Here is a 17156-nt window from a genome sequence, read left to right on the forward strand (position 1 = left end):
GATGCGCATCGCCGTCCAAGAGGTGCCGTTCGACCTTGGGGAAGAATCAGCGCGCTTTGCCGCCGGGTGCAGTGCGTCGGGCGCCATTGTCACCTTTACTGGCGTTGTGCGTGACGTGGCGGGCGGGCTGGAAGCGATGGAGATCGAGCACTATCCCGGCATGACCGAAAGCGCCCTGAACGACATTGCGGCGCAAGCCGTTGCCCGCTGGAGCCTTGAGGACGCGCTGGTCATTCACCGCCATGGCCGATTGGGACCGGGTGAAATGATCATGATGGTCGCCACGGCCGCACGCCATCGCAAGGACGCGTTTGAGGCCGCGGAGTTTTTGATGGACTACCTCAAATCCCGCGCCCCGTTCTGGAAACGCGAAATCACCTCTGACGGTGCCACATGGGTGAATGCCAGATCCGAGGATGAGGATGCGTTGAGCCGCTGGTGATCCAAAGGCCGCCTTGCGGCGACACGATTTATTAAAAGGGGCTCTGTCCCGTCGCTGGCGCGACCCCCGGGATTTTTGTTAGTCAGAGAAGCCGGACAACTGAACGGTGTCCCGTTCCGTTCCCCGCGTCAGCTTGCCTGCTGGCGTTCGATCCAGGCGCGCAGTTCTTCGGCCTCGTGGCGGGCATCGCGCAGCCCGTCCATGGCCGCGCGCAGCTCGGCCTCGGTCTGCGCCAACTGGTTGGTCAGTTCGGCCTCGCGCTGTTGCAGGTAGGTGATCGCCTGATCGCGGGTTTCCTCGGCCTCGTGCAGTTCTTGGCTCATCCGGTCAAGTTCGGCGACGTCGCCGGCAGCCACGCGGGTAAAGCGGTGGATCAGCCAGTTGGCAAACCAGCCCAGACAGAACGCGACAAACAGAACGATGGCTGTCGCAATGACAAACTCGGCTCTACTCATCTGCTGGTCCTATCGCGTCGTCACTCGGAATTTCTGTATCGCTTGAACCGGCGACAGATTCCAGCGTTGTTTCGCCTTCGCGCAGACTTGGTTTGGGACGGATCAGTTTGAATTCGATGCGCCGGTTGGCTTCGCGCCCTTCTTCGCTGTCGTTTTCCGCGATCGGGTCCGTTTCACCATAGCCGATCGCCTTATATGACGCGGTCAGCACCCGCCGTGCCCTGAGTTCGTTCAGAACAGATTGCGCACGCGCCTGACTGAGGTTGAGGTTCATTTCCTCGCGCCCCTGACTGTCGGTATGGCCCTGAATTTCCAGCGGAATATCACCGCACAGCTTCAGCACTTCGGCGATGTCATCCATGGTGCCCAAGGTGCTTGCGTCGATGGTCGCGCTGCCCGGTTCGAAGTTGATTTTGGACGCGGCCACAATTGCACCGATCTCGGCCTCGCATTCGTCCGGTGTCGGGATCGACGCGACGGGATCGAGTTTTTCCTCATAGATCACCCGGATGTCGAATGTCGCGGCCTCCCCCAGTTTGGAGGCAAGCAACGAGGCGATGTTTGTGCTGGCCTCCGGGTTGCCAGTGTTGCCTGCCACGACCAGCGTGTCCGGAGTCACCGTGACAGCGCCGTTGGAGAGTTGCGCCAGCGCTTCAAGCCCGGTCAGCACGCGCACCGGCCATGTGGCGGGCAAGTCCCCCACTAACCGCGTGGCAGTATAAACATTGTCCGACCCGAACGCCGCCTTGGCATAGCTGTCGGCCACATTGCGCAGGTTTTCATCCGACAGCCGCCCGCGCAACTGCACAAGGCCCTCGGGGCTGAGGGTGGCCACGAATTCCGGCGGCCCCTGATTGGGATCGACCGTTTCGGGCAGCTTGGCATAAAGCGCGAACACATCCGGCAGGCGGTTTTCCAACTCGCCCACCACACGGTCGAAATCGGCTTGCGCCGTGCCTTCTGCGGCCACCAGCGTCACGTCGGCATCTGAAAAGGTGATTGACCCGGCGCCCAGTTCTGTCAGTGCGGCGATGGCTTGGGTCACGGCCCGCCCCCAGTTGGGGCTGGGCACACCCATGCCCACGGTGCACTGCCCAGTGCCCGTCATGCCCGCAGCGCGCGCGGCGGCAAGGATGGTCTCGCGCGTCGCGTCCGTATCCGCCGAACAGGCGTCAAAGCGCGTGCTTTGCTCGTCCATCACCAGCCGCAGGGTAAAGGGCGTGATGACCGGGCGCGGTGCGGCCACATCCATCGCCACCTGCAATCCCGGTGGGCTGGCCCGTTGCAGATCGCGCTCAAGCCGGTTCTTTTCCGCAACACTGTCGGTGATGGCGGTGATGGTGACACGCCCCGCCTCGACCGACACTTTGGCGCGGGGCAGCATCTCCATCGCCGTGAGGGCAAAGCCCAACGCGTCCTCCCAACCGGCGGGTGCGGGGTAGTCGGCGGTTTCAATCAGATCCGTAATGGGCTTGCGCCTGCTGATCGCGACAAAGCGTTCCAGCACGGCGTCGCGGTCGGTCGAGGCGGGGATCAGCCCGATGATTGAAAGGCCCGCATCATTGCGCAGGATTTCGGCGGAAAAGCGGGGCGGGGCGATGGCGGCGGCGGCCTCGACCTCCATGTCGTCGATCACGCGGGCCGCATCCACGACGGTGCCAGCGGCCGAAAGGGCGGCAAAGCGCACAGCCTCGGTCGGAGCGATGCCTGCAAGCGTCACTTGCAAGCCGTCCGCTTCGACCTCGGCCCATGTCATTTCGCGTTCGTCCAGCGCGTCCCGTACGCCAATTTCCGAGCTTTCCTCGATCAGCTTCACCGACAGGTTGGCCGCAACCAGCGACAACAGGGCGGCGGCAAAGAAGGTGCCGACAATCGTGAAAAGCGAAGACAGGCGCATGGGCGGGCCCTTTGCGAAATGTGAGTGCCTTACAGGTTTATGCCTGTCGCGGGGATGTTTCAATCAGACGAACAGCGCTGCGCCAAAAAAGAGCAGCGGAATGATGCCTGTATCCCTGTTCGCGCGGAACAGTTGCAAGCACTTGGCCGGGTCTTCGATGTCAAGCCCGCGCAACTGCCACGCCATGTGCCAGCCCATCGCCCATGGCCCGCCAAGGGCCAGAACCATCGCCATGACCGACGCATCGTCGATGGCTGAAAAGATCACCGCGATTCCCATCAGGCCCACCGTGCCCATGAGGAATCGACGCAGCCACGGGGCCGTGTTGGTCCCAAACAGGCGCGCGGTGGATTTGATCCCGATCAGGGCGTCGTCCTCGGTGTCCTGATGGGCATAGATCGTGTCGTAAAACAGGGTCCACGAAATGCCGGCGAGGTACAGGACCACCGCAGGCGCCTCCAACTGCCCGGTATGCGCCGTCCAGGCCAGCAGCGCGCCCCAGTTGAAGGCCAGCCCCAGAAAGACCTGCGGCCACCATGTGAACCGCTTGGCAAAGGGATAGATGGCGACCGGCAGCAGCGCGAGAATGCCCAGAAGGATCGCGTTCACATGAAAGGTCAGCAGAATCGCAAAGGCGATCAGCGCCTGCGCACACATCCAGATCACGGCTCCGCGCACGCTGACCTGACCCGCCGGGATGGGCCGCGAGCGTGTCCGCTCCACCTGTCCGTCAAAGTCGCGGTCGGTGATGTCATTCCAAGTACAGCCTGCCCCGCGCATCAGCCAGGCCCCGGCGGCGCATCCGATTGCAATCCATGCATCGTGCCAACTGGCCTGCCCGTCATGCACCATCGCCAGGGTCAGCCCCCACAGGCAGGGCAGCAGCAGCAGCCACGTTCCAATGGGCCGATCTGCGCGCGACAGCCGCAGGTAGGGGCGCGTCGCTTCGGGGGCAATCGTGTCCACCCAGTTGCCTTTTACGGCATCGGCGACGTGACCGTCTGGTGATAGGGGCGGGTTGGACATATGAAGGCCTTATGAGTGATGCAAAGATCCGCCTTTATGTAGATCACCCGCTGGGGCAGGGGCAATCCGTGCCTTTGTCGCGGGACCAGGCGCATTATCTGTTCGGAGTCATGCGCCTTGGCACCGGCGCGCCCCTGCTGCTGTTCAACGGACGCGATGGCGAATGGCGCGCCTCGGTGGCTGAGGCGGGCAAACGGGGCGGCACGCTGACCTGCGACGCGCAGACGCGCGGCTTTGAGATGCCCCCGGACCTGTGGCTGCTCTTTGCCCCGATCAAAAAGGCGCGGACCGATTTCATCGTAGAAAAGGCCGCCGAGATGGGCGCGCGCCGCATCGTACCGGTCCAGACCGCCTTTACCAATGCAGGGCGCGTGCAGCGCGACCGGTTGCAGGCCCACGCCATCGAGGCCGCCGAGCAATGCGGCGGCACCTTTGTGCCCGAAGTGGCCGAGATGGCGCGGCTTGATCAAGTGCTGGCGGATCTGGGGGACAGGCACCTGATGTTCTGCGACGAGGCGCTGGCAGGGGCGGAGGATACCTCCGCCTTACCGGCCAAGGACGCACCCTGGGCGATCCTGATCGGCCCAGAGGGCGGATTTTCCGACAAGGAACGTGCCCGCTTGCACGGGCTCGAAGCGGCGCATCCGGTTTCCCTTGGCCCGCGCATCCTGCGCGCCGATACGGCGGCTGTCGCTGCGATGACCGTCTGGCAACAACGTCTGGGGGATTGGTGATGAGTTACGATCTGCGACGTGCCGGGCCACAGGACATGGACGCGCTGGATGCATTTCTGGCGCAGCATCCGGCCACGTCGATGTTCCTGCGCTCAAACCTCGCCGCACACGGAACGGACGATGCGGACCACCCGCACGGCACGACATTCTTCGTACCCGCAGACGCAGAAATCGCGGCCGTCTTTGCGATCACCAATGGCGGCTACCTGATGGCGCAGGCCCCCGGTGCCCCGCCCGAGGCGTGGGCCGCCTTTGCCGCAGACATCGCCGGGCGCGAGGTTGCAGGCATGACGGGGCGGCCCGTGCAGGTGGCGCAATGTCTTGCCGCAACCGGACTGTCCCTTGGTCCGTGGGCGGTGCTGGCGGATGAACCGCTGTATCAACTGGCCCTGTCCGACCTGCCCGATCTGCCGGGCAAAGTGCGCACGCCTGCGCCGGGCGATCTGGAACTGCTCGAACAATGGTATGCGACCTACGCGCTCGACACCGGCGAAAGGTTGGCCGAGGACGGCCCATCCCCCCGCGCCCGCGCCCGTGCAGCTGCGGCCATCGGCAGCGCGGATGTGGTCATCCTCGAAGAAGATGGCGTGCCTGTGGCGATGGCCGGGATCAACGCACGCCTGCCGGACGTGGTGCAGGTGGGCGGCGTGTTCACGCCCGACGGGATGCGGGGCAATGGCTATGCCCGGCGCGCGGTGGCCGGATTGCTGCGACGCTGCGCAGATCAGGGGGTGACACAATCGATCCTCTTTGCCAACAACGCCGCCGCGGCGCAGGCCTACGAGGCGCTGGGATACAAGCACGTGGGCGAATACCGCGTCGCCCTGCTGCGCCATCCGCAAGTGGTGAAACCGGGCGGGCAGGCGCAATGACGCACGTGGGCGAAAGGCCCGGCTCGCCCTTGTTTGGCGCGCCCCGAGGTCTTTAGTCTGATGAACGCCGCACATTCAGGGGATCAGCCGACATGACCTTCTTCCGACCCGAAGCGACCGCAGCGCTTTGGCGCTGGCGCGAAGTGCTGGTGGGCATCGCTTTGGCCGTCCTCGCCCTGTGGTGGCTGGCGGGGCCGGGTGGTTTGTTGGGGTACCTTGCCCCTGTGATGCTGGTCGGGGCAGGGGCGCTGATTATGGTGGGCCTGCAACGGGGGCGGTTTCGCAGTGCGGGCGGGGGCCTTGGCACGGTGCAGGTGGACGAAGGGCAAGTGACCTATTTCGGCCCGCTGACCGGCGGAGCGGTCGCCCTGCGCGAGATGTCACGGCTGACGCTGGACGGGGCACAGCGCCCCGCGCACTGGCGTCTGGAACAATACGGCCAACCAGACCTTATGATCCCCGTGGACGCAGACGGGGCAGATGCGCTTTTTGACGCTTTCGCCAGCCTGCCGGGGCTGAAAACCGAACACATGCTTGCCCAGTTGCGCGCCGCACCAACCACACCGGTGGTGATCTGGGAACGGGCTGGTGCAGACCTGTCGAGGATGGAGCCGCTGGGGCGCGCCTGACACGCATGGCGTGCATAAAATAATCATTTTGATCAGCGGGTTGAGCTGTGTTATGCACACCCGCGTATTTATCAGGAACCGAGAAAATGTATATTAAAACACTGCTTTCCGCCCTTGCCATCAGCGCAGGAACACTCGCGCAGGCCGGAACGATCACCGGCTATACCGATCTAACGTCCTTCGCGACCGACTTTTCCTCCGCCGTGACCGAGGATTTCGGCCCCTCTTCCGCTTTTCCGATTTCCACCGGGGTGCTGAATTCGGCGACGTCGCTTGCCACATCGTCTGGCGGTCCGATCAATCCCGGGGACATCGTGGACGGTGTGACCTTTTCCACGCCCGTGGGCACGGGGAATTTCTTCAACATCGACGGGGGTGGTGGTTTCAACGGTGGCTTCCTCGACAGTCTCGGCACCAGTGATCCACGTGACCTGACCGTCACATTCGATGTCGCACAAACCGCATTCGGCTTTGTAACGAACACGCTGATGTCGGCCTTTGACATCACCATCAACTTCGTGTCGGGCCCCTCTGTCACGCAAAGCCTGACAGCGACCTCCGGCGGTCTTGAATTCTTCGGCTTTGCCAGCAGCGCGACGGACATCACTTCGGTCGTCATCGACGGAACCGGGTCCGGGGCGTTCAACTTCGCGCTGGACGACTTTACCTTTACCAATCAGCCTGTGGCCCCAGTGCCGCTGCCCGCGTCGCTGCCATTGTTGCTGGCCGGTTTCGGTGCCATCGCCCTGACGCGCCGTCGTCAGAAAAGCTGACCCAAGCCCCTTGCACGGAACGCTGCGCGTCTGCGCACCGTTCCGTGACTGCACACCGACCCTGCCCGCATTGACACCCCGGCGAAATCGCCCCATCCCTTGACCTTCAAGCCAAGGCCAAAGCGGAGCGTGCCCCATGTCTATCCCCCAGTCCGGCGGCGGGCCCATCGAACATCACGATCAACTGGCGGCCTACATGGCGTCCGGCTGCAAGCCCAAGGCTGACTGGCGCATCGGCACCGAACACGAGAAATTCGGCTACTGCATCGACACACTCAAACCGCTGCCCTTTGCCGGAGCACGCTCGATCGAGGCTATTCTGGGCGGGCTGCGTGACAAGCACGGCTGGTCCGAACTGCGCGAGGGGGGCAAGCTGACAGGGCTTGAAAAGGGGTTGTGCAACATCTCCCTCGAACCCGGCGGCGCGCTGGAACTGGCAGGCGCGCCGCTCGAAACCATCCACGAAACCTGTGACGAGGTGAACCAGCATCTGGCCGAGGTCAAGGATGTCTGCGAACACCTTGGCGCGGGCTTTATCGGGTTGGGCGCCGCCCCGCACTGGACGCATGAGGACATGCCGCTGATGCCCAAAGGGCGCTACAAGCTGATGGACGCCTATATGGGGCGGGTCGGTACGATGGGGCGGTCGATGATGCGGCGCACCTGCACGGTGCAGGTCAACCTCGACTTTTCGTCCGAGGCGGACATGGTGCAAAAGATGCGCGTTGCCATCGCACTGCAACCCGTGGCCGCCGCCCTGTTCGCCAATTCGCCGTTTTTCGAGGGCAAGCTGAACGGGCACAAATCATGGCGCAGCCGGATCTGGCGCGATCTGGATGCCTCGCGCACGGGAATGGTGCCGTTCGTGTTCGAAGACGGATTCGGCTTTGAACGTTGGGTGCAATACATCCTCGATGTGCCGATGTATTTCGTCTACCGCGACGGCAAATATATCGACGCGCTGGGCATGTCCTTCCGTGATTTCCTCAAGGGCGAACTGCCCGCGTTGCCCGGTGAGACGCCGACGCTCAGCGATTGGGCGGACCACATGACCACCGCCTTTCCTGAGGCGCGGGTGAAAAAATTCATCGAAATGCGCGGGGCAGACGGCAACCAGTGGCGTCGCCTGTGCGCGCTGCCGGCGTTCTGGGTGGGATTGATGTATGACCAGACAGCCCTTGATGCCGCCCGGGATCTAGTCAAGGGATTTGACGCTGAAACCCGCGAAGGGCTGCGCGTGGCGGCGTCCGTAGATGGGCTTCAGGGCGAAGTGAACGGCGTGAAACTGCACGATCTTGCGCGCGAAGCGGTTGCGATTTCACATGGCGGTCTAGTGGCACGGGCGCGGCCCGGGGCAGGGGGCATGATCCCGGACGAAACGCATTTCCTCAACGCACTACAGGAAAGCGTGGAGACAGGCAAAACCCCTGCAGACGAGTTGATCGAGCATTACAACAGCGACTGGAATGGCGACGTCACCAAGGTGTTCGAGGCGTATTCCTACTGATCACTCGGCCACAATCGGACCCTTGCCCAGCACGCGCTGCTCATACAGGGCGCGCACTTCGGCTTTGCGGGCGGCGATCATTTCGGGTGTTGGATCTTCCTTGATCTTGTCCAGAACGGCATAGCCCTGCATCGGGTCGTGCTTGCGCGGGCTGCCATCGGGGCTGTGGCGCGGGCCACTGCCACCGGGGCGGTGCGGGCCGTGGATGTTGTCGTCGCCCTCGGACGGCAACAGCGTCAGCACGAACACCACCAGACCGCCGACAATCGGCACGAAGTAAAGCAGGTAAAAGAACCCCGACAGCCCGACATCGTGCAACCGGCGGATCGTGACGGCCATGCGCGGAAAAAAGGTGATGATGAAATAGTAAAACAACAGGAAATCAAACGGGCTGAGGCTTGCCACGGTGCGTTCGAGGGTGCTTTGGCTTGAAATCGACGCGTTGATGAACATCCATACATCCAGCACCAGCAAAACCGAGACGACGATGATCTCAAACAGGAAAAACCACCAGTATTCGGGGCGGGTCGCGCGTCCAGAAAATTTGAAAAACCCTGCAAAGACAGTGTTTACGGCCTGAAAAAATCCCATCTGTCACGCCCTCTGATGTCGTGTGCTGTCGTTTCTTGGTACGACCCTGACGGGGAATTCCGGCGGCACTGTGGCGCGATTGGTGTTTTGAGGTGGCGGGGCGACATGTGGTGCCGCCCCGCGCTTTGGTGTCAGCCCGCTTGCGGTCTAGGCGCGGCTTGGGGGCCGGGGCAGGCGCAGGGGCCAGCGCGGCGCGCAGCATCCCCATGGCATGAGTAAAGCCAAGCCCAAGGCACAGCGCGGCAAAACCAAGGCTCAGCATCAGCCCGGCAAAGGGGGCATCCACCATCATCGGCAGCGCGGCTCCGATCAGCAGCACACCACCCCCGCCGATAGCGGCAAATCCGGTGGCGATACTGACGGCGACCACATGGGCCCGGGCACGTGCCTCGGGGCATTCGCCCACCAACGCACTGACGCGCAGGATCATGGCAGTCAGGGCAGCGACACCGCCCAGGGCAAGGTTGAAGTACAAAAGTCCGATGGTCAGCATGGTATTGGTCCTTTCACGGGTTAAACAAGTTGAGGAAGAGGGCGGCGCGACACATCGCTGCGCCAGCGGTTGTAGAGTTTGCCAAAGGTCAGCCCCCACGCGGCGGCATGCACCACGCCTGCACCGGACAGGAACACCAGGCCGCCGGGATCAAACCAGGATGCCTCGAACCACATAAACCCGATGTACAAAGGGGTGGCGATGGCGACAGTCAGGGCAGCAAGCCCGGCCGCACCTTCCGGTGTGCCCTGCCGCAGATAGAGGTAGATCAGCAGGATCGGCGTGCCGAGCACCAGATAGAACGGCCCGCCGAGGATCAGGGCAAAGACGGGGATGCCCGCCACCCAGAAGAACATCAGTGCCACCAGCAGGGGCGCACAGATCAGTGCGAAAAAGAACGCGATGGGGTCAATGGCATAGCGCGCACCGGGGATCGGGACGACCTCGGGGCTTTTCGGGATTTCCAAGTATTCCATTATTTCTGTCATGAGAGAAACTCCGGGTCAAAAAAAGGGGTCAGTCGGTGGATTTCGACTTGGGCAGGAAGCGGGCGATGCGTGCGCCCATTTTGACCAGACCCAGTTGGACAGATCGGGGCAGGCGGTTCATCTCTGCATACCAGTCGTCAAACATCTGCATCGTGGTCAGCGTCTCGGCAATGCGCTGTTTCACAGCATCCGGGGTCGCGTCGCCTTCGGCCTCTTGCTGCACCTGTTGCAGCGCCTTGAGGGTGGGGGCGTATTCGCGGGCACGACGGCTTTCGATCACCGTTTGCACCAGATCGAACATATCGCGGATCGAATGGAAATGATCGCGCCGGTCGCCCAGCTTGCGGCTCGATTGCACCAGACCAAGGCTTTGCAGCTCTTTCAGGCCCGTCGACACGTTGGAGCGCGCAAGGTTCAACAGCTCGCAAATCTCGTCCGCGGTGAGCGGGTCAGGCGAGATGTGCAGCAGCGCATGGATCTGCGCCACCGACCGGTTGGTGCCCCATTTCTGGCCCATGTCCCCCCAGTGGAGGATAAAGTCCTGCATGGCTTGGGTCAGGTACATCTCTTTGCGACTCACTCAGTAATTTCTGTAACGACAGAAATAACAGACAAAACTGTTGCGTCAAGCAGTTTTGCACTCAGACCAGCCGCGCCGTCAGAATCCGCATCGCTGCTGCCCCGAAAAACACGGCAAAGGCCGCCTCAAACACCCGCTTGGCGCGCGCATAGGCCCGCGTCATCACGGCCGAGGAAAAGATCAGCGCATAGCCGTGAAACACGATGAAACTCTGCACGCCAACCGCCAGAATGACCGTGACCAGACCGATCGCTGGCGTGCCCGGCGGCACCCCGACGGAATAAAGCGCGCCGAAAAACAGGATTGCCTTGGGGTTGGTCAGGTGCAGGCCCAGCCCCTTGGCATAGTGCCCCTTGATGTTGCGCTGCGCGACGGACGGCACCTTCAACGCGGCCCCCATCCAGGCAGCGCGCGCCGATTTAATGGCCAGCCAGCCCAGATAGGCGGCCCCGGCATAGCGGATGATCTCGAAAAGCCAGACATTGGCCAGCATGATCGCGCCAAGGCCAAAGGCGGCTGCGACCGACCACATGAACGACCCCGTCGTGACGCCAGAGGCAACAGCCAGCCCCGCGCGCCGCCCTGATGCCATCGACGTGCCCGCGATGGTGAGGGTTGCAGGGCCCGGACTGGCCCCCGCCAGCAAGGCGGCCAAAAGGATGAGGGGCAGACTGATTTCCGTCACGGATGACCTCTGGGCTATGCTAGCATCACAAGACACCGCGCGCGCCACAACGTCCAGCAGGAACACCAGCCGCGCCGCAAAAGGAGATTTGATTTGAGCATTCTGACCCGCCGCTTTTTCGTCGCCACCCTCGCCTTGGCCATGATGGCCTTGCCCGCAACCGCCGAAGGTCTCAGCGGATCGTACATCGCCGAAGGGCTGAACCCGGACGGGTCGGCCTATCAGGGCACGGTGCAACTGGTGCAGGATGCGAACGTCGTGTCCTTCGCATGGCGCGTGGGCAACAGCACCTATGCAGGCACCGGCGTGCAAGAGGGGCGGGTGATCACCGTCAATTGGGGCGAGGACACGCCAGTGATCTACGTGACCATGCCGGACGGATCGCTGCACGGAACATGGGCAGACGGGCGGGCCTTGGAACGGCTGACACCGAACTAAGGGCTGAGCAACGGAGGCACTGACACGCCAGAAACGTACCATTATGTATGTTTTTCTTGCGCAAAACCATACAAAAAGGTATGCACCCCGCAAATGCGGAGGTATCTGTCATGACACACCCCTTTCTCGTGGCGGCTGGCGCTCTCGCAGCACTCTGGCTGCTGGTGCATGTCTTTGTCGGCGGGCGCCAAATTGCACAGCCCTTGGTGGCCGCGACAGCGCTTGATCCGCTCGTGCGGCACACGCAATACCTGTGCTGGCACTTCACCACCGTCGCCATCGCCTGCATGTCCGGGTTCCTGCTTTGGGCCGCATATTCGGGTGATCTGGCCTACGCGGTGGCCGGAACGGTGCTTGCATTGGGCTTTTTCACCGTCGGCGTCGGGCTGGTTCTGTATCTGAAAGACTCGCACATCCGCTTGCCGCAGGGCTGGCTGTTCCTGCCGGTTGCCCTGCTGGGTATCCTGGGGCTTGTCCAGTGACGAAGCGGCGGTTCAGCAAACAAGACTGGGTGCAACTGGGTCTGGCCGAACTGTCGGCCAAAGGGGCCGAAGCCGTCAAACTCGAAGCGATTTGCACAGCGGCGGGCCTCACGCGCGGCTCTTTCTATCACCACTTTGCCGATCACGAGGCATTTCTGATCGCGCTCGCCGACACTTGGTTCCAGACACAGACCGTCGATGTCGCAACGGCTATTGATCCCGCCGCAGACGCCGTCGATCAGGGCGCGGCCCTGACCTCGGCGGCGATGGCCATCGACTACAGGCTGGAACTCGGCATCCGCGAAGTGGCGCGCAGGTTGCCTGCGGTCAACGCAATCGTGCAGCACACGGATCAGTTCCGGCTGGATGTCATCACTGACCTTTACCGGAAACGATACGGGCTGGATGCGGCCACGGCGCGATCCTTTGCCTATCTCGAATACGCGGCCTTCAGCGGGATCATCCTGCTTGATCCCGACATGGAACCCGAACGCCAGAAGATGCTTGCAGCGCTCTACGAGGCGAGCATGGACAAGGTGCTCGGCGCGGGGGCGCGACCATGACACGAAACCTGACAGCCTCCATTCAGAACGCCAGCACCTGCGCGCCAAGTGCCGTGTGACATGGGACAGGTACGGGTCACGTCGGGCACTGGGTCGGCAAGAGTGGGGCGGGTCTTTGCGCGCGGGATAATCCTGACGGTCGCGTTGTTTTATGCCTATGGCGCGCTGGTGCACGTGATGAACATGACGTCGCTCACCGGGTTTGATTGGGTGTCTGCTCCGATGAAATGGCGCGTCCTCGATATCGTGTACCTCATGCTTGATATCGCGGTCGTGGCAGGTCTGGTTCTGAAAAAACGATTTGGACTCATCGCGTTCTTTGCGGCCGCCCTCAGTCAGATCGTTCTTTATACGGCCTTCAGATCATGGATTGTTGATGTGCCAACGCCTTTTCAACGCAGCGCAGAGCAGATCGCTTATCTGGACACGCTTGTTCTGTTTCATCTGGTGACGATCGTCGCTGTCGTGATCGCCATAATCATTCACAGGACCACCGGGCTGCAAAAGCAGTGACCCCTCAGCCGGTCTTTTTCCCGATCTTGGGTTCGGTCCCTGCGCGGATGCGTCCGATATTGGCTCGATGCCGCCAAAAGATCAGCAGGGTCAGGATCACACCCAGCAACAGCGCATTCGCCGCCCCCAGAAACAGCATCAAAAAGGTCGAGGCCGCAGCCGCCACTAGGGCCCCCATCGACGATATCCGGCTGACACCCGCACCCACCAACCATGCGATGCACGCGCCCACGCCGACGGGCCAGTGCAGCGCCAGCAGCAGGCCAAGAAAGGTCGCGACCCCCTTGCCGCCCTTAAAGCGCAGCCAGACGGGATAGCAATGCCCCAGCATCGCGGCGAGGCCCGCCAGTTGCGCGGCATCCTCCGCCCCGGTCGCAAAACGTGCCAGCAGCAGCGCGGCGGCCCCTTTGCCCGCGTCCAGCAGAAGGGTCAGCGCGGCGGCCAGCTTGTTGCCGGTGCGCAGCACATTGGTGGCCCCGATATTGCCTGACCCGATGTCGCGCAGGTTACCAAGGCCCATCACCCGGGCCAGCACCATGCCGAACGGGATCGACCCCAGCCCATAGCCGATCACGGCCCAAAGCAGCAGAACTGAGGCGGAGGTTTCGATCAGCGGCATGGCAAGCCCTTGATATGTCAGGTTTTCTCGTAGACAGGCTTGCCTGCCACATAGGTTGCCAAAACCTTACCCTGCATCCGCGCCCCGTCAAAGGGGGTGTTGCGCGATTTGGAGTGGAGTGTGGCCCGATCCATCACAAAGGGTGCGTGCGGATCAAACAGGACAAGGTCCGCAGGTACCCCCACGGCCAGCCGTCCACAGGGCAGACCCAGCCGCTTGGCCGGGTTCAGTGACATCGCGCGCCACAAGGCGGGCAGCGTCACGTGATCGGCATGAAACAGGCGCATCGCGGCAGGCAGCAGCGTTTCCAGCGCCACCGCGCCGCTCGCCGCCGCCTCGAAGGGCAGGCGCTTGCTTTCCTCGTCCTGCGGCGTGTGCATGGAACTGATGATGTCGATCAGACCGGATTGCACGGCCTCCGCAATGGCAAGGCGGTCGTCCTCGTCCCTCAGTGGCGGCTTGATCTTGAAGAAGGTGCGATAGTCGGCCACGTCCAGTGCGTTCAGCGTCAGATGGTGGATTGAGGTGCCGGCAGTGATGTCAAACCCGTTCTGCTTTGCCCGCTCCAGCGGGGGCAGGGCACGGGCCGCGGTGATCTGGTCGGCGTGGTACTTGGCCCCCGTCATCTCGATCATCGCGATGTCACGGTCGAGCCCCATGCGCTCGGCCATGGGCGACACCGCGGGCAGGCCACGCAGGCTGGCGAATTTTCCCGACGTAGCAGCGGCCCCCGCACTCAGCCCCGGATCCTGCGGATGCCCCAGCACCAGAGCACCAAGGCTGCGGGCATAACTCAGCGCGCGGGCGAACACCTTGCTGTCGGTCACCACATGATCGCAATCGGTGAACGCAACCGCGCCCGCATCCAGCAGAAACCCGATCTCGGTCATCTCGCGCCCCTGCCGCCCCTTGGTCAGCGCGGCCATGGGAAGCACGTTGACCGGAGCCGCCTCGCGGGCGCGGCGGATCACGAATTCCAGCGTCTCGGGATTGTCGATCACGGGGTCGGTGTCGGGGCGGGTGACCATGGTGGTGACCTCCCTGCGGCCGCCGCGAGGCCAGCCGAGCCAAAGCTTTCCTTGTGCCGCTCACCGGGTTCGCAGACCTTGACCCCGATATCGACAATGCCGGGGGCGAGGTGCTTGCGGTCGCAGTCGACGACCTGATCGAAGTTGACAGCTGTCAACTTTTCTTCTTCTAAATCAGTACGTTGCGTTAATACTTCGGTAATCTTTCCGTCCCGCACAACCAGACCGCCTGTCGTGACCGTGCCCGCGTCGGGGTCGATCAGTTTGGCATTCTTGAAAAGGATGTTGCTCATGCCTCGCCTCGCTGGACTGCGCGCAGCAGTTGATAGACCTCGCGCTGATTGTCGAGGCGTTCAAAGCCGACGGGATTTTCGGTTTTGTTGCTGAACATCTGACGCCCATGGGACGTGCCAAACCAGATCGCCCGCTTGCGCCCCTCGTCAAGCTGCAGCGTGGTCTGTTCCGTGATGGGATAACTGTCAAGCTTGCGCCCGCCCAGAGTGGCCCGCGCAATGAACGCACGCGTGTTGGACAGGCTGTAGAAGGTGCGGCTGCGCATGAACGCGGCCCAGAAGTGCTGACCGACAAAAAAGTATAGCGCGATGCCAAGAAACAGGCCCGGGACACCCAAAAGCAGTGTCCGGGGTTCGGAGATCACCATAAACAAGGGGATACCGCCCCAGAACATCATGAAAACTACGGCAAAGGGGCTGTCAAATTCCATCTGGACACGGGTCGACGGCTTGCCCTGCCAGATGATCCGTTCGCCCGGATCAAGCAGCCCCGTCCATTCGTCGCGCTGGGTCATCCGGATATCCACACCATCAGCCAGACCAGCAGACCCAGCAGGATCAGCACGACTGTGGCCACCCGGCCCGACATCGCTGCGTCCGACGGGCGCTTTTTCCCTTCGGCTTGTGGGGCGGAATAGGGTTTCGCTGCATCGGAGGTCACGTTTTTCGTGGCGCGCCAATCGACACCTTCGGCCCCGTATGTCCCTATCAGCGTCAGAGCGGATGCCGGTGCAAGTGTTGTGGCCTGCCCGCCAAACGCGCGCGAAAACACGATCATCACCCAGCCGCCCAGACGGTCCAGCTTGGCCCGGTCGGGGGCAAGATCGTCCATTGGCACGGCGTTGCCGTCGTTCAGATACCCGACCAGTCCGACCCCTTCGAGATCGCTGATGGGAAAGATTTCGACCTGTTCGGCGTCCACCTCGGCCCCGAGGGCTGCGTTGATTGCGGCAGGGTCCGATTTCAGCGCCTTGGCCTCGATATCCGTCATCGACAGGGCAAAGACGCGGATCACGCCGGACTGGTTGGCGGGGATATCGATCGTTTCGCTCATGCAGCCCTCGAACGGCGCGCAGGTTGCGCGCCAGCAAATCCATCGCCGCCATGCGCACGGCGACACCCATTTCGACCTGATCCTGAATGACCGAGCGGTTGATATCATCCGCCAGCGTGCCGTCGATTTCGACCCCACGGTTCATTGGCCCCGGGTGCATGACGATGGCGTCGGGCTTGGCGTGCGCCAGCTTGGCCGCGTCCAGCCCGAAGCGGTGGTAATATTCCCGTTCGCTGGGGATAAAGCCGCCGTCCATGCGTTCGCGTTGCAGGCGCAGCATCATCACCACATCGACGTCCTGCAGACCCTGTTCCATGTCGTCAAAGACTTCGCAGCCGAAATCGGCGATGCCCGCAGGCATCAGCGTTGGCGGGCCGATCAGGCGGATACGGTTTTCCATCTTGCCCAGCAGGATGATGTTGGAGCGTGCCACGCGGGAATGGGCGATGTCGCCGCAGATCGCGATGTTGAGGCGATGGAGCCGCCCCTTGGCCCGCCGAATGGTCAGCGCATCCAGCAACGCCTGCGTGGGGTGTTCATGCCGCCCATCCCCTGCGTTCAGCACGGCGCAATTCACCTTTTGCGCCAGCAAATCCACTGCGCCCGAATGCGGGTGGCGCACCACCAGCAGGTCAGGATGCATCGCGTTCAGCGTCATGGCGGTGTCGATCAGCGTCTCGCCCTTGGTGATCGAACTGGCTTGCATCGCCATGTTCATCACATCCGCGCCCAGCCGTTTGCCCGCCAGCTCAAAGCTCGCCTGCGTGCGGGTCGAATTTTCGAAGAACATGTTGATCTGGGTCAGGCCCGCCAGCGCATCGCCATGCTTTTCCGCCGCGCGGTTGAGGTCGACATAGGTTTCGGACAGATCCAGCAGTGTCACGATTTCTTCGGGCCGCAGGTGTTCGATGCCCAGAAGGTGTCGGTGGGTGAAGGTCATGGCGGTCCCTGTCGCTGCTCGCTCGCGTTATAGGCTTGGGTGTGGGCGCGCGGC

Annotated in this window: 21 protein-coding genes and 2 pseudogenes; 10 read left to right on the top strand and 13 right to left on the bottom strand. The window is 62.6% G+C overall.

Annotation, left to right across the window (positions count from 1 at the left end; all coding sequences use genetic code 11):
• Position 1: 1 nt before the first annotated feature.
• A complete protein-coding gene (locus ACERZ8_RS10240; protein ID WP_407592103.1) occupies positions 2 to 442 on the top strand; it encodes a molybdenum cofactor biosynthesis protein MoaE in 441 nt (146 codons plus the stop codon).
• Between the two features lie 128 nt (positions 443 to 570).
• Here ACERZ8_RS10240 and ACERZ8_RS10245 read toward each other — a convergent pair whose 3' ends face one another.
• From ACERZ8_RS10245 to ubiA, 3 genes are all read right to left on the bottom strand, one after another.
• Entirely contained in the window at positions 571 to 897 is a 327-nt protein-coding gene (locus tag ACERZ8_RS10245; protein WP_407592104.1) for a hypothetical protein, read from the bottom strand.
• Complete coding sequence (locus ACERZ8_RS10250) at positions 890 to 2794, bottom strand: OmpA family protein (RefSeq protein ID WP_407592105.1); 1905 nt, start codon at positions 2792 to 2794, stop codon at positions 890 to 892. Before ACERZ8_RS10250 ends, ACERZ8_RS10245 begins: the two co-directional genes overlap by 8 nt.
• A 63-nt stretch (positions 2795 to 2857) precedes the next feature.
• Entirely contained in the window at positions 2858 to 3820 is a 963-nt protein-coding gene (ubiA, locus tag ACERZ8_RS10255; RefSeq protein WP_407592106.1) for a 4-hydroxybenzoate octaprenyltransferase, read from the bottom strand.
• Between the two features lie 11 nt (positions 3821 to 3831).
• Between ubiA and ACERZ8_RS10260 the strand changes: the two genes are divergently transcribed.
• From ACERZ8_RS10260 to ACERZ8_RS10280, 5 genes are all read left to right on the top strand, one after another.
• A complete protein-coding gene (locus tag ACERZ8_RS10260; protein WP_407592107.1) occupies positions 3832 to 4554 on the top strand; it encodes a 16S rRNA (uracil(1498)-N(3))-methyltransferase in 723 nt (240 codons plus the stop codon).
• Positions 4554 to 5426: a GNAT family N-acetyltransferase gene (locus ACERZ8_RS10265; protein WP_407592108.1), complete on the top strand. Its 873-nt coding sequence runs from the start codon at positions 4554 to 4556 to the stop codon at positions 5424 to 5426. The genes ACERZ8_RS10260 and ACERZ8_RS10265 overlap by 1 nt, the downstream gene beginning before the upstream one ends.
• A gap of 92 nt (positions 5427 to 5518) precedes the next feature.
• Positions 5519 to 6055 carry a hypothetical protein gene (locus tag ACERZ8_RS10270; RefSeq protein ID WP_407592109.1) on the top strand — a complete coding sequence of 179 codons (537 nt, stop codon included), beginning with the start codon at positions 5519 to 5521 and terminating at the stop codon, positions 6053 to 6055.
• 86 nt (positions 6056 to 6141) lie between these two features.
• On the top strand, positions 6142 to 6828 hold the full coding sequence (locus ACERZ8_RS10275; protein ID WP_407592110.1) for a VPLPA-CTERM sorting domain-containing protein: 687 nt from the start codon (positions 6142 to 6144) through the stop codon (positions 6826 to 6828).
• Between the two features lie 136 nt (positions 6829 to 6964).
• Entirely contained in the window at positions 6965 to 8335 is a 1371-nt protein-coding gene (locus tag ACERZ8_RS10280; protein ID WP_407592111.1) for a glutamate--cysteine ligase, read from the top strand.
• Here the strand turns inward: ACERZ8_RS10280 and ACERZ8_RS10285 are convergent, their stop codons facing one another.
• From ACERZ8_RS10285 to ACERZ8_RS10305, 5 genes are all read right to left on the bottom strand, one after another.
• Positions 8336 to 8926: a DUF805 domain-containing protein gene (locus ACERZ8_RS10285; protein ID WP_407592112.1), complete on the bottom strand. Its 591-nt coding sequence runs from the start codon at positions 8924 to 8926 to the stop codon at positions 8336 to 8338.
• Positions 8829 to 9419, bottom strand: a complete 591-nt coding sequence (locus ACERZ8_RS10290) for a hypothetical protein (protein ID WP_407592113.1) — start codon at positions 9417 to 9419, stop codon at positions 8829 to 8831. The genes ACERZ8_RS10285 and ACERZ8_RS10290 overlap by 98 nt, the downstream gene beginning before the upstream one ends.
• A 20-nt stretch (positions 9420 to 9439) precedes the next feature.
• On the bottom strand, positions 9440 to 9907 hold the full coding sequence (locus ACERZ8_RS10295; protein ID WP_407592114.1) for a hypothetical protein: 468 nt from the start codon (positions 9905 to 9907) through the stop codon (positions 9440 to 9442).
• A 28-nt stretch (positions 9908 to 9935) separates the two neighbouring features.
• On the bottom strand, positions 9936 to 10487 hold the full coding sequence (locus ACERZ8_RS10300) for a GbsR/MarR family transcriptional regulator (RefSeq protein WP_407592115.1): 552 nt from the start codon (positions 10485 to 10487) through the stop codon (positions 9936 to 9938).
• 61 nt (positions 10488 to 10548) lie between these two features.
• Positions 10549 to 11172, bottom strand: a complete 624-nt coding sequence (locus ACERZ8_RS10305; RefSeq protein ID WP_407592116.1) for a LysE family transporter — start codon at positions 11170 to 11172, stop codon at positions 10549 to 10551.
• 93 nt (positions 11173 to 11265) lie between these two features.
• On the opposite strand from ACERZ8_RS10305, the gene lfb1 reads away from it, so the two are divergent.
• The 4 genes from lfb1 (at position 11266) to ACERZ8_RS10325 (ending at position 13168) form a co-directional block, all read left to right on the top strand.
• Positions 11266 to 11610, top strand: a complete 345-nt coding sequence (lfb1, locus tag ACERZ8_RS10310; protein WP_407592117.1) for an LIC10280 family protein — start codon at positions 11266 to 11268, stop codon at positions 11608 to 11610.
• A 110-nt stretch (positions 11611 to 11720) separates the two neighbouring features.
• Positions 11721 to 12092: a hypothetical protein gene (locus tag ACERZ8_RS10315; protein WP_407592118.1), complete on the top strand. Its 372-nt coding sequence runs from the start codon at positions 11721 to 11723 to the stop codon at positions 12090 to 12092.
• Positions 12089 to 12655, top strand: coding sequence for a TetR/AcrR family transcriptional regulator (locus tag ACERZ8_RS10320; RefSeq protein WP_407592119.1), 567 nt, complete (start codon positions 12089 to 12091; stop codon positions 12653 to 12655). Before ACERZ8_RS10315 ends, ACERZ8_RS10320 begins: the two co-directional genes overlap by 4 nt.
• A gap of 60 nt (positions 12656 to 12715) precedes the next feature.
• Entirely contained in the window at positions 12716 to 13168 is a 453-nt protein-coding gene (locus tag ACERZ8_RS10325; protein WP_407592120.1) for a hypothetical protein, read from the top strand.
• Between the two features lie 4 nt (positions 13169 to 13172).
• Here the strand turns inward: ACERZ8_RS10325 and plsY are convergent, their stop codons facing one another.
• From plsY to ACERZ8_RS10350, 5 genes and pseudogenes are all read right to left on the bottom strand, one after another.
• Positions 13173 to 13787: a glycerol-3-phosphate 1-O-acyltransferase PlsY gene (plsY, locus tag ACERZ8_RS10330; protein ID WP_407592121.1), complete on the bottom strand. Its 615-nt coding sequence runs from the start codon at positions 13785 to 13787 to the stop codon at positions 13173 to 13175.
• 17 nt (positions 13788 to 13804) lie between these two features.
• A pseudogene (gene pyrC, locus ACERZ8_RS10335) lies at positions 13805 to 15108 on the bottom strand (dihydroorotase).
• On the bottom strand, positions 15105 to 15623 hold the full coding sequence (locus tag ACERZ8_RS10340) for a hypothetical protein (protein WP_407594335.1): 519 nt from the start codon (positions 15621 to 15623) through the stop codon (positions 15105 to 15107). Before ACERZ8_RS10340 ends, pyrC begins: the two are co-directional and overlap by 4 nt.
• Entirely contained in the window at positions 15620 to 16162 is a 543-nt protein-coding gene (locus ACERZ8_RS10345; RefSeq protein ID WP_407594336.1) for a hypothetical protein, read from the bottom strand. The genes ACERZ8_RS10340 and ACERZ8_RS10345 overlap by 4 nt, the downstream gene beginning before the upstream one ends.
• 13 nt (positions 16163 to 16175) lie before the next feature.
• Positions 16176 to 17102: pseudogene (locus tag ACERZ8_RS10350) on the bottom strand (aspartate carbamoyltransferase catalytic subunit); the annotation flags it as partial.
• Between the last annotated feature and the right edge of the window lie 54 nt (positions 17103 to 17156).

Origin of the sequence: Tateyamaria armeniaca (assembly GCF_045797845.1) — a bacterium.
In the GTDB taxonomy this organism is placed as follows: domain Bacteria; phylum Pseudomonadota; class Alphaproteobacteria; order Rhodobacterales; family Rhodobacteraceae; genus Tateyamaria; species Tateyamaria armeniaca.

Excerpts from the sequence above, each read along its gene's own strand:
- ACERZ8_RS10265 (WP_407592108.1), top strand. The coding sequence starts at position 4,554 with ATGAGTTACGATCTGCGACGTGCCGGGCCACAGGACATGGACGCGCTG.
- plsY (WP_407592121.1), bottom strand. The coding sequence starts at position 13,787 with ATGCCGCTGATCGAAACCTCCGCCTCAGTTCTGCTGCTTTGGGCCGTG.
- ACERZ8_RS10345 (WP_407594336.1), bottom strand. The coding sequence starts at position 16,162 with ATGAGCGAAACGATCGATATCCCCGCCAACCAGTCCGGCGTGATCCGC.
- ACERZ8_RS10270 (WP_407592109.1), top strand. The coding sequence starts at position 5,519 with ATGACCTTCTTCCGACCCGAAGCGACCGCAGCGCTTTGGCGCTGGCGC.
- ACERZ8_RS10245 (WP_407592104.1), bottom strand. The coding sequence starts at position 897 with ATGAGTAGAGCCGAGTTTGTCATTGCGACAGCCATCGTTCTGTTTGTC.
- ACERZ8_RS10240 (WP_407592103.1), top strand. The coding sequence starts at position 2 with ATGCGCATCGCCGTCCAAGAGGTGCCGTTCGACCTTGGGGAAGAATCA.
- ACERZ8_RS10260 (WP_407592107.1), top strand. The coding sequence starts at position 3,832 with ATGAGTGATGCAAAGATCCGCCTTTATGTAGATCACCCGCTGGGGCAG.
- ACERZ8_RS10250 (WP_407592105.1), bottom strand. The coding sequence starts at position 2,794 with ATGCGCCTGTCTTCGCTTTTCACGATTGTCGGCACCTTCTTTGCCGCC.
- ACERZ8_RS10325 (WP_407592120.1), top strand. The coding sequence starts at position 12,716 with ATGGGACAGGTACGGGTCACGTCGGGCACTGGGTCGGCAAGAGTGGGG.
- ubiA (WP_407592106.1), bottom strand. The coding sequence starts at position 3,820 with ATGTCCAACCCGCCCCTATCACCAGACGGTCACGTCGCCGATGCCGTA.
- ACERZ8_RS10340 (WP_407594335.1), bottom strand. The coding sequence starts at position 15,623 with ATGACCCAGCGCGACGAATGGACGGGGCTGCTTGATCCGGGCGAACGG.
- ACERZ8_RS10315 (WP_407592118.1), top strand. The coding sequence starts at position 11,721 with ATGACACACCCCTTTCTCGTGGCGGCTGGCGCTCTCGCAGCACTCTGG.
- ACERZ8_RS10285 (WP_407592112.1), bottom strand. The coding sequence starts at position 8,926 with ATGGGATTTTTTCAGGCCGTAAACACTGTCTTTGCAGGGTTTTTCAAA.
- ACERZ8_RS10275 (WP_407592110.1), top strand. The coding sequence starts at position 6,142 with ATGTATATTAAAACACTGCTTTCCGCCCTTGCCATCAGCGCAGGAACA.
- ACERZ8_RS10290 (WP_407592113.1), bottom strand. The coding sequence starts at position 9,419 with ATGCTGACCATCGGACTTTTGTACTTCAACCTTGCCCTGGGCGGTGTC.
- ACERZ8_RS10295 (WP_407592114.1), bottom strand. The coding sequence starts at position 9,907 with ATGACAGAAATAATGGAATACTTGGAAATCCCGAAAAGCCCCGAGGTC.
- ACERZ8_RS10280 (WP_407592111.1), top strand. The coding sequence starts at position 6,965 with ATGTCTATCCCCCAGTCCGGCGGCGGGCCCATCGAACATCACGATCAA.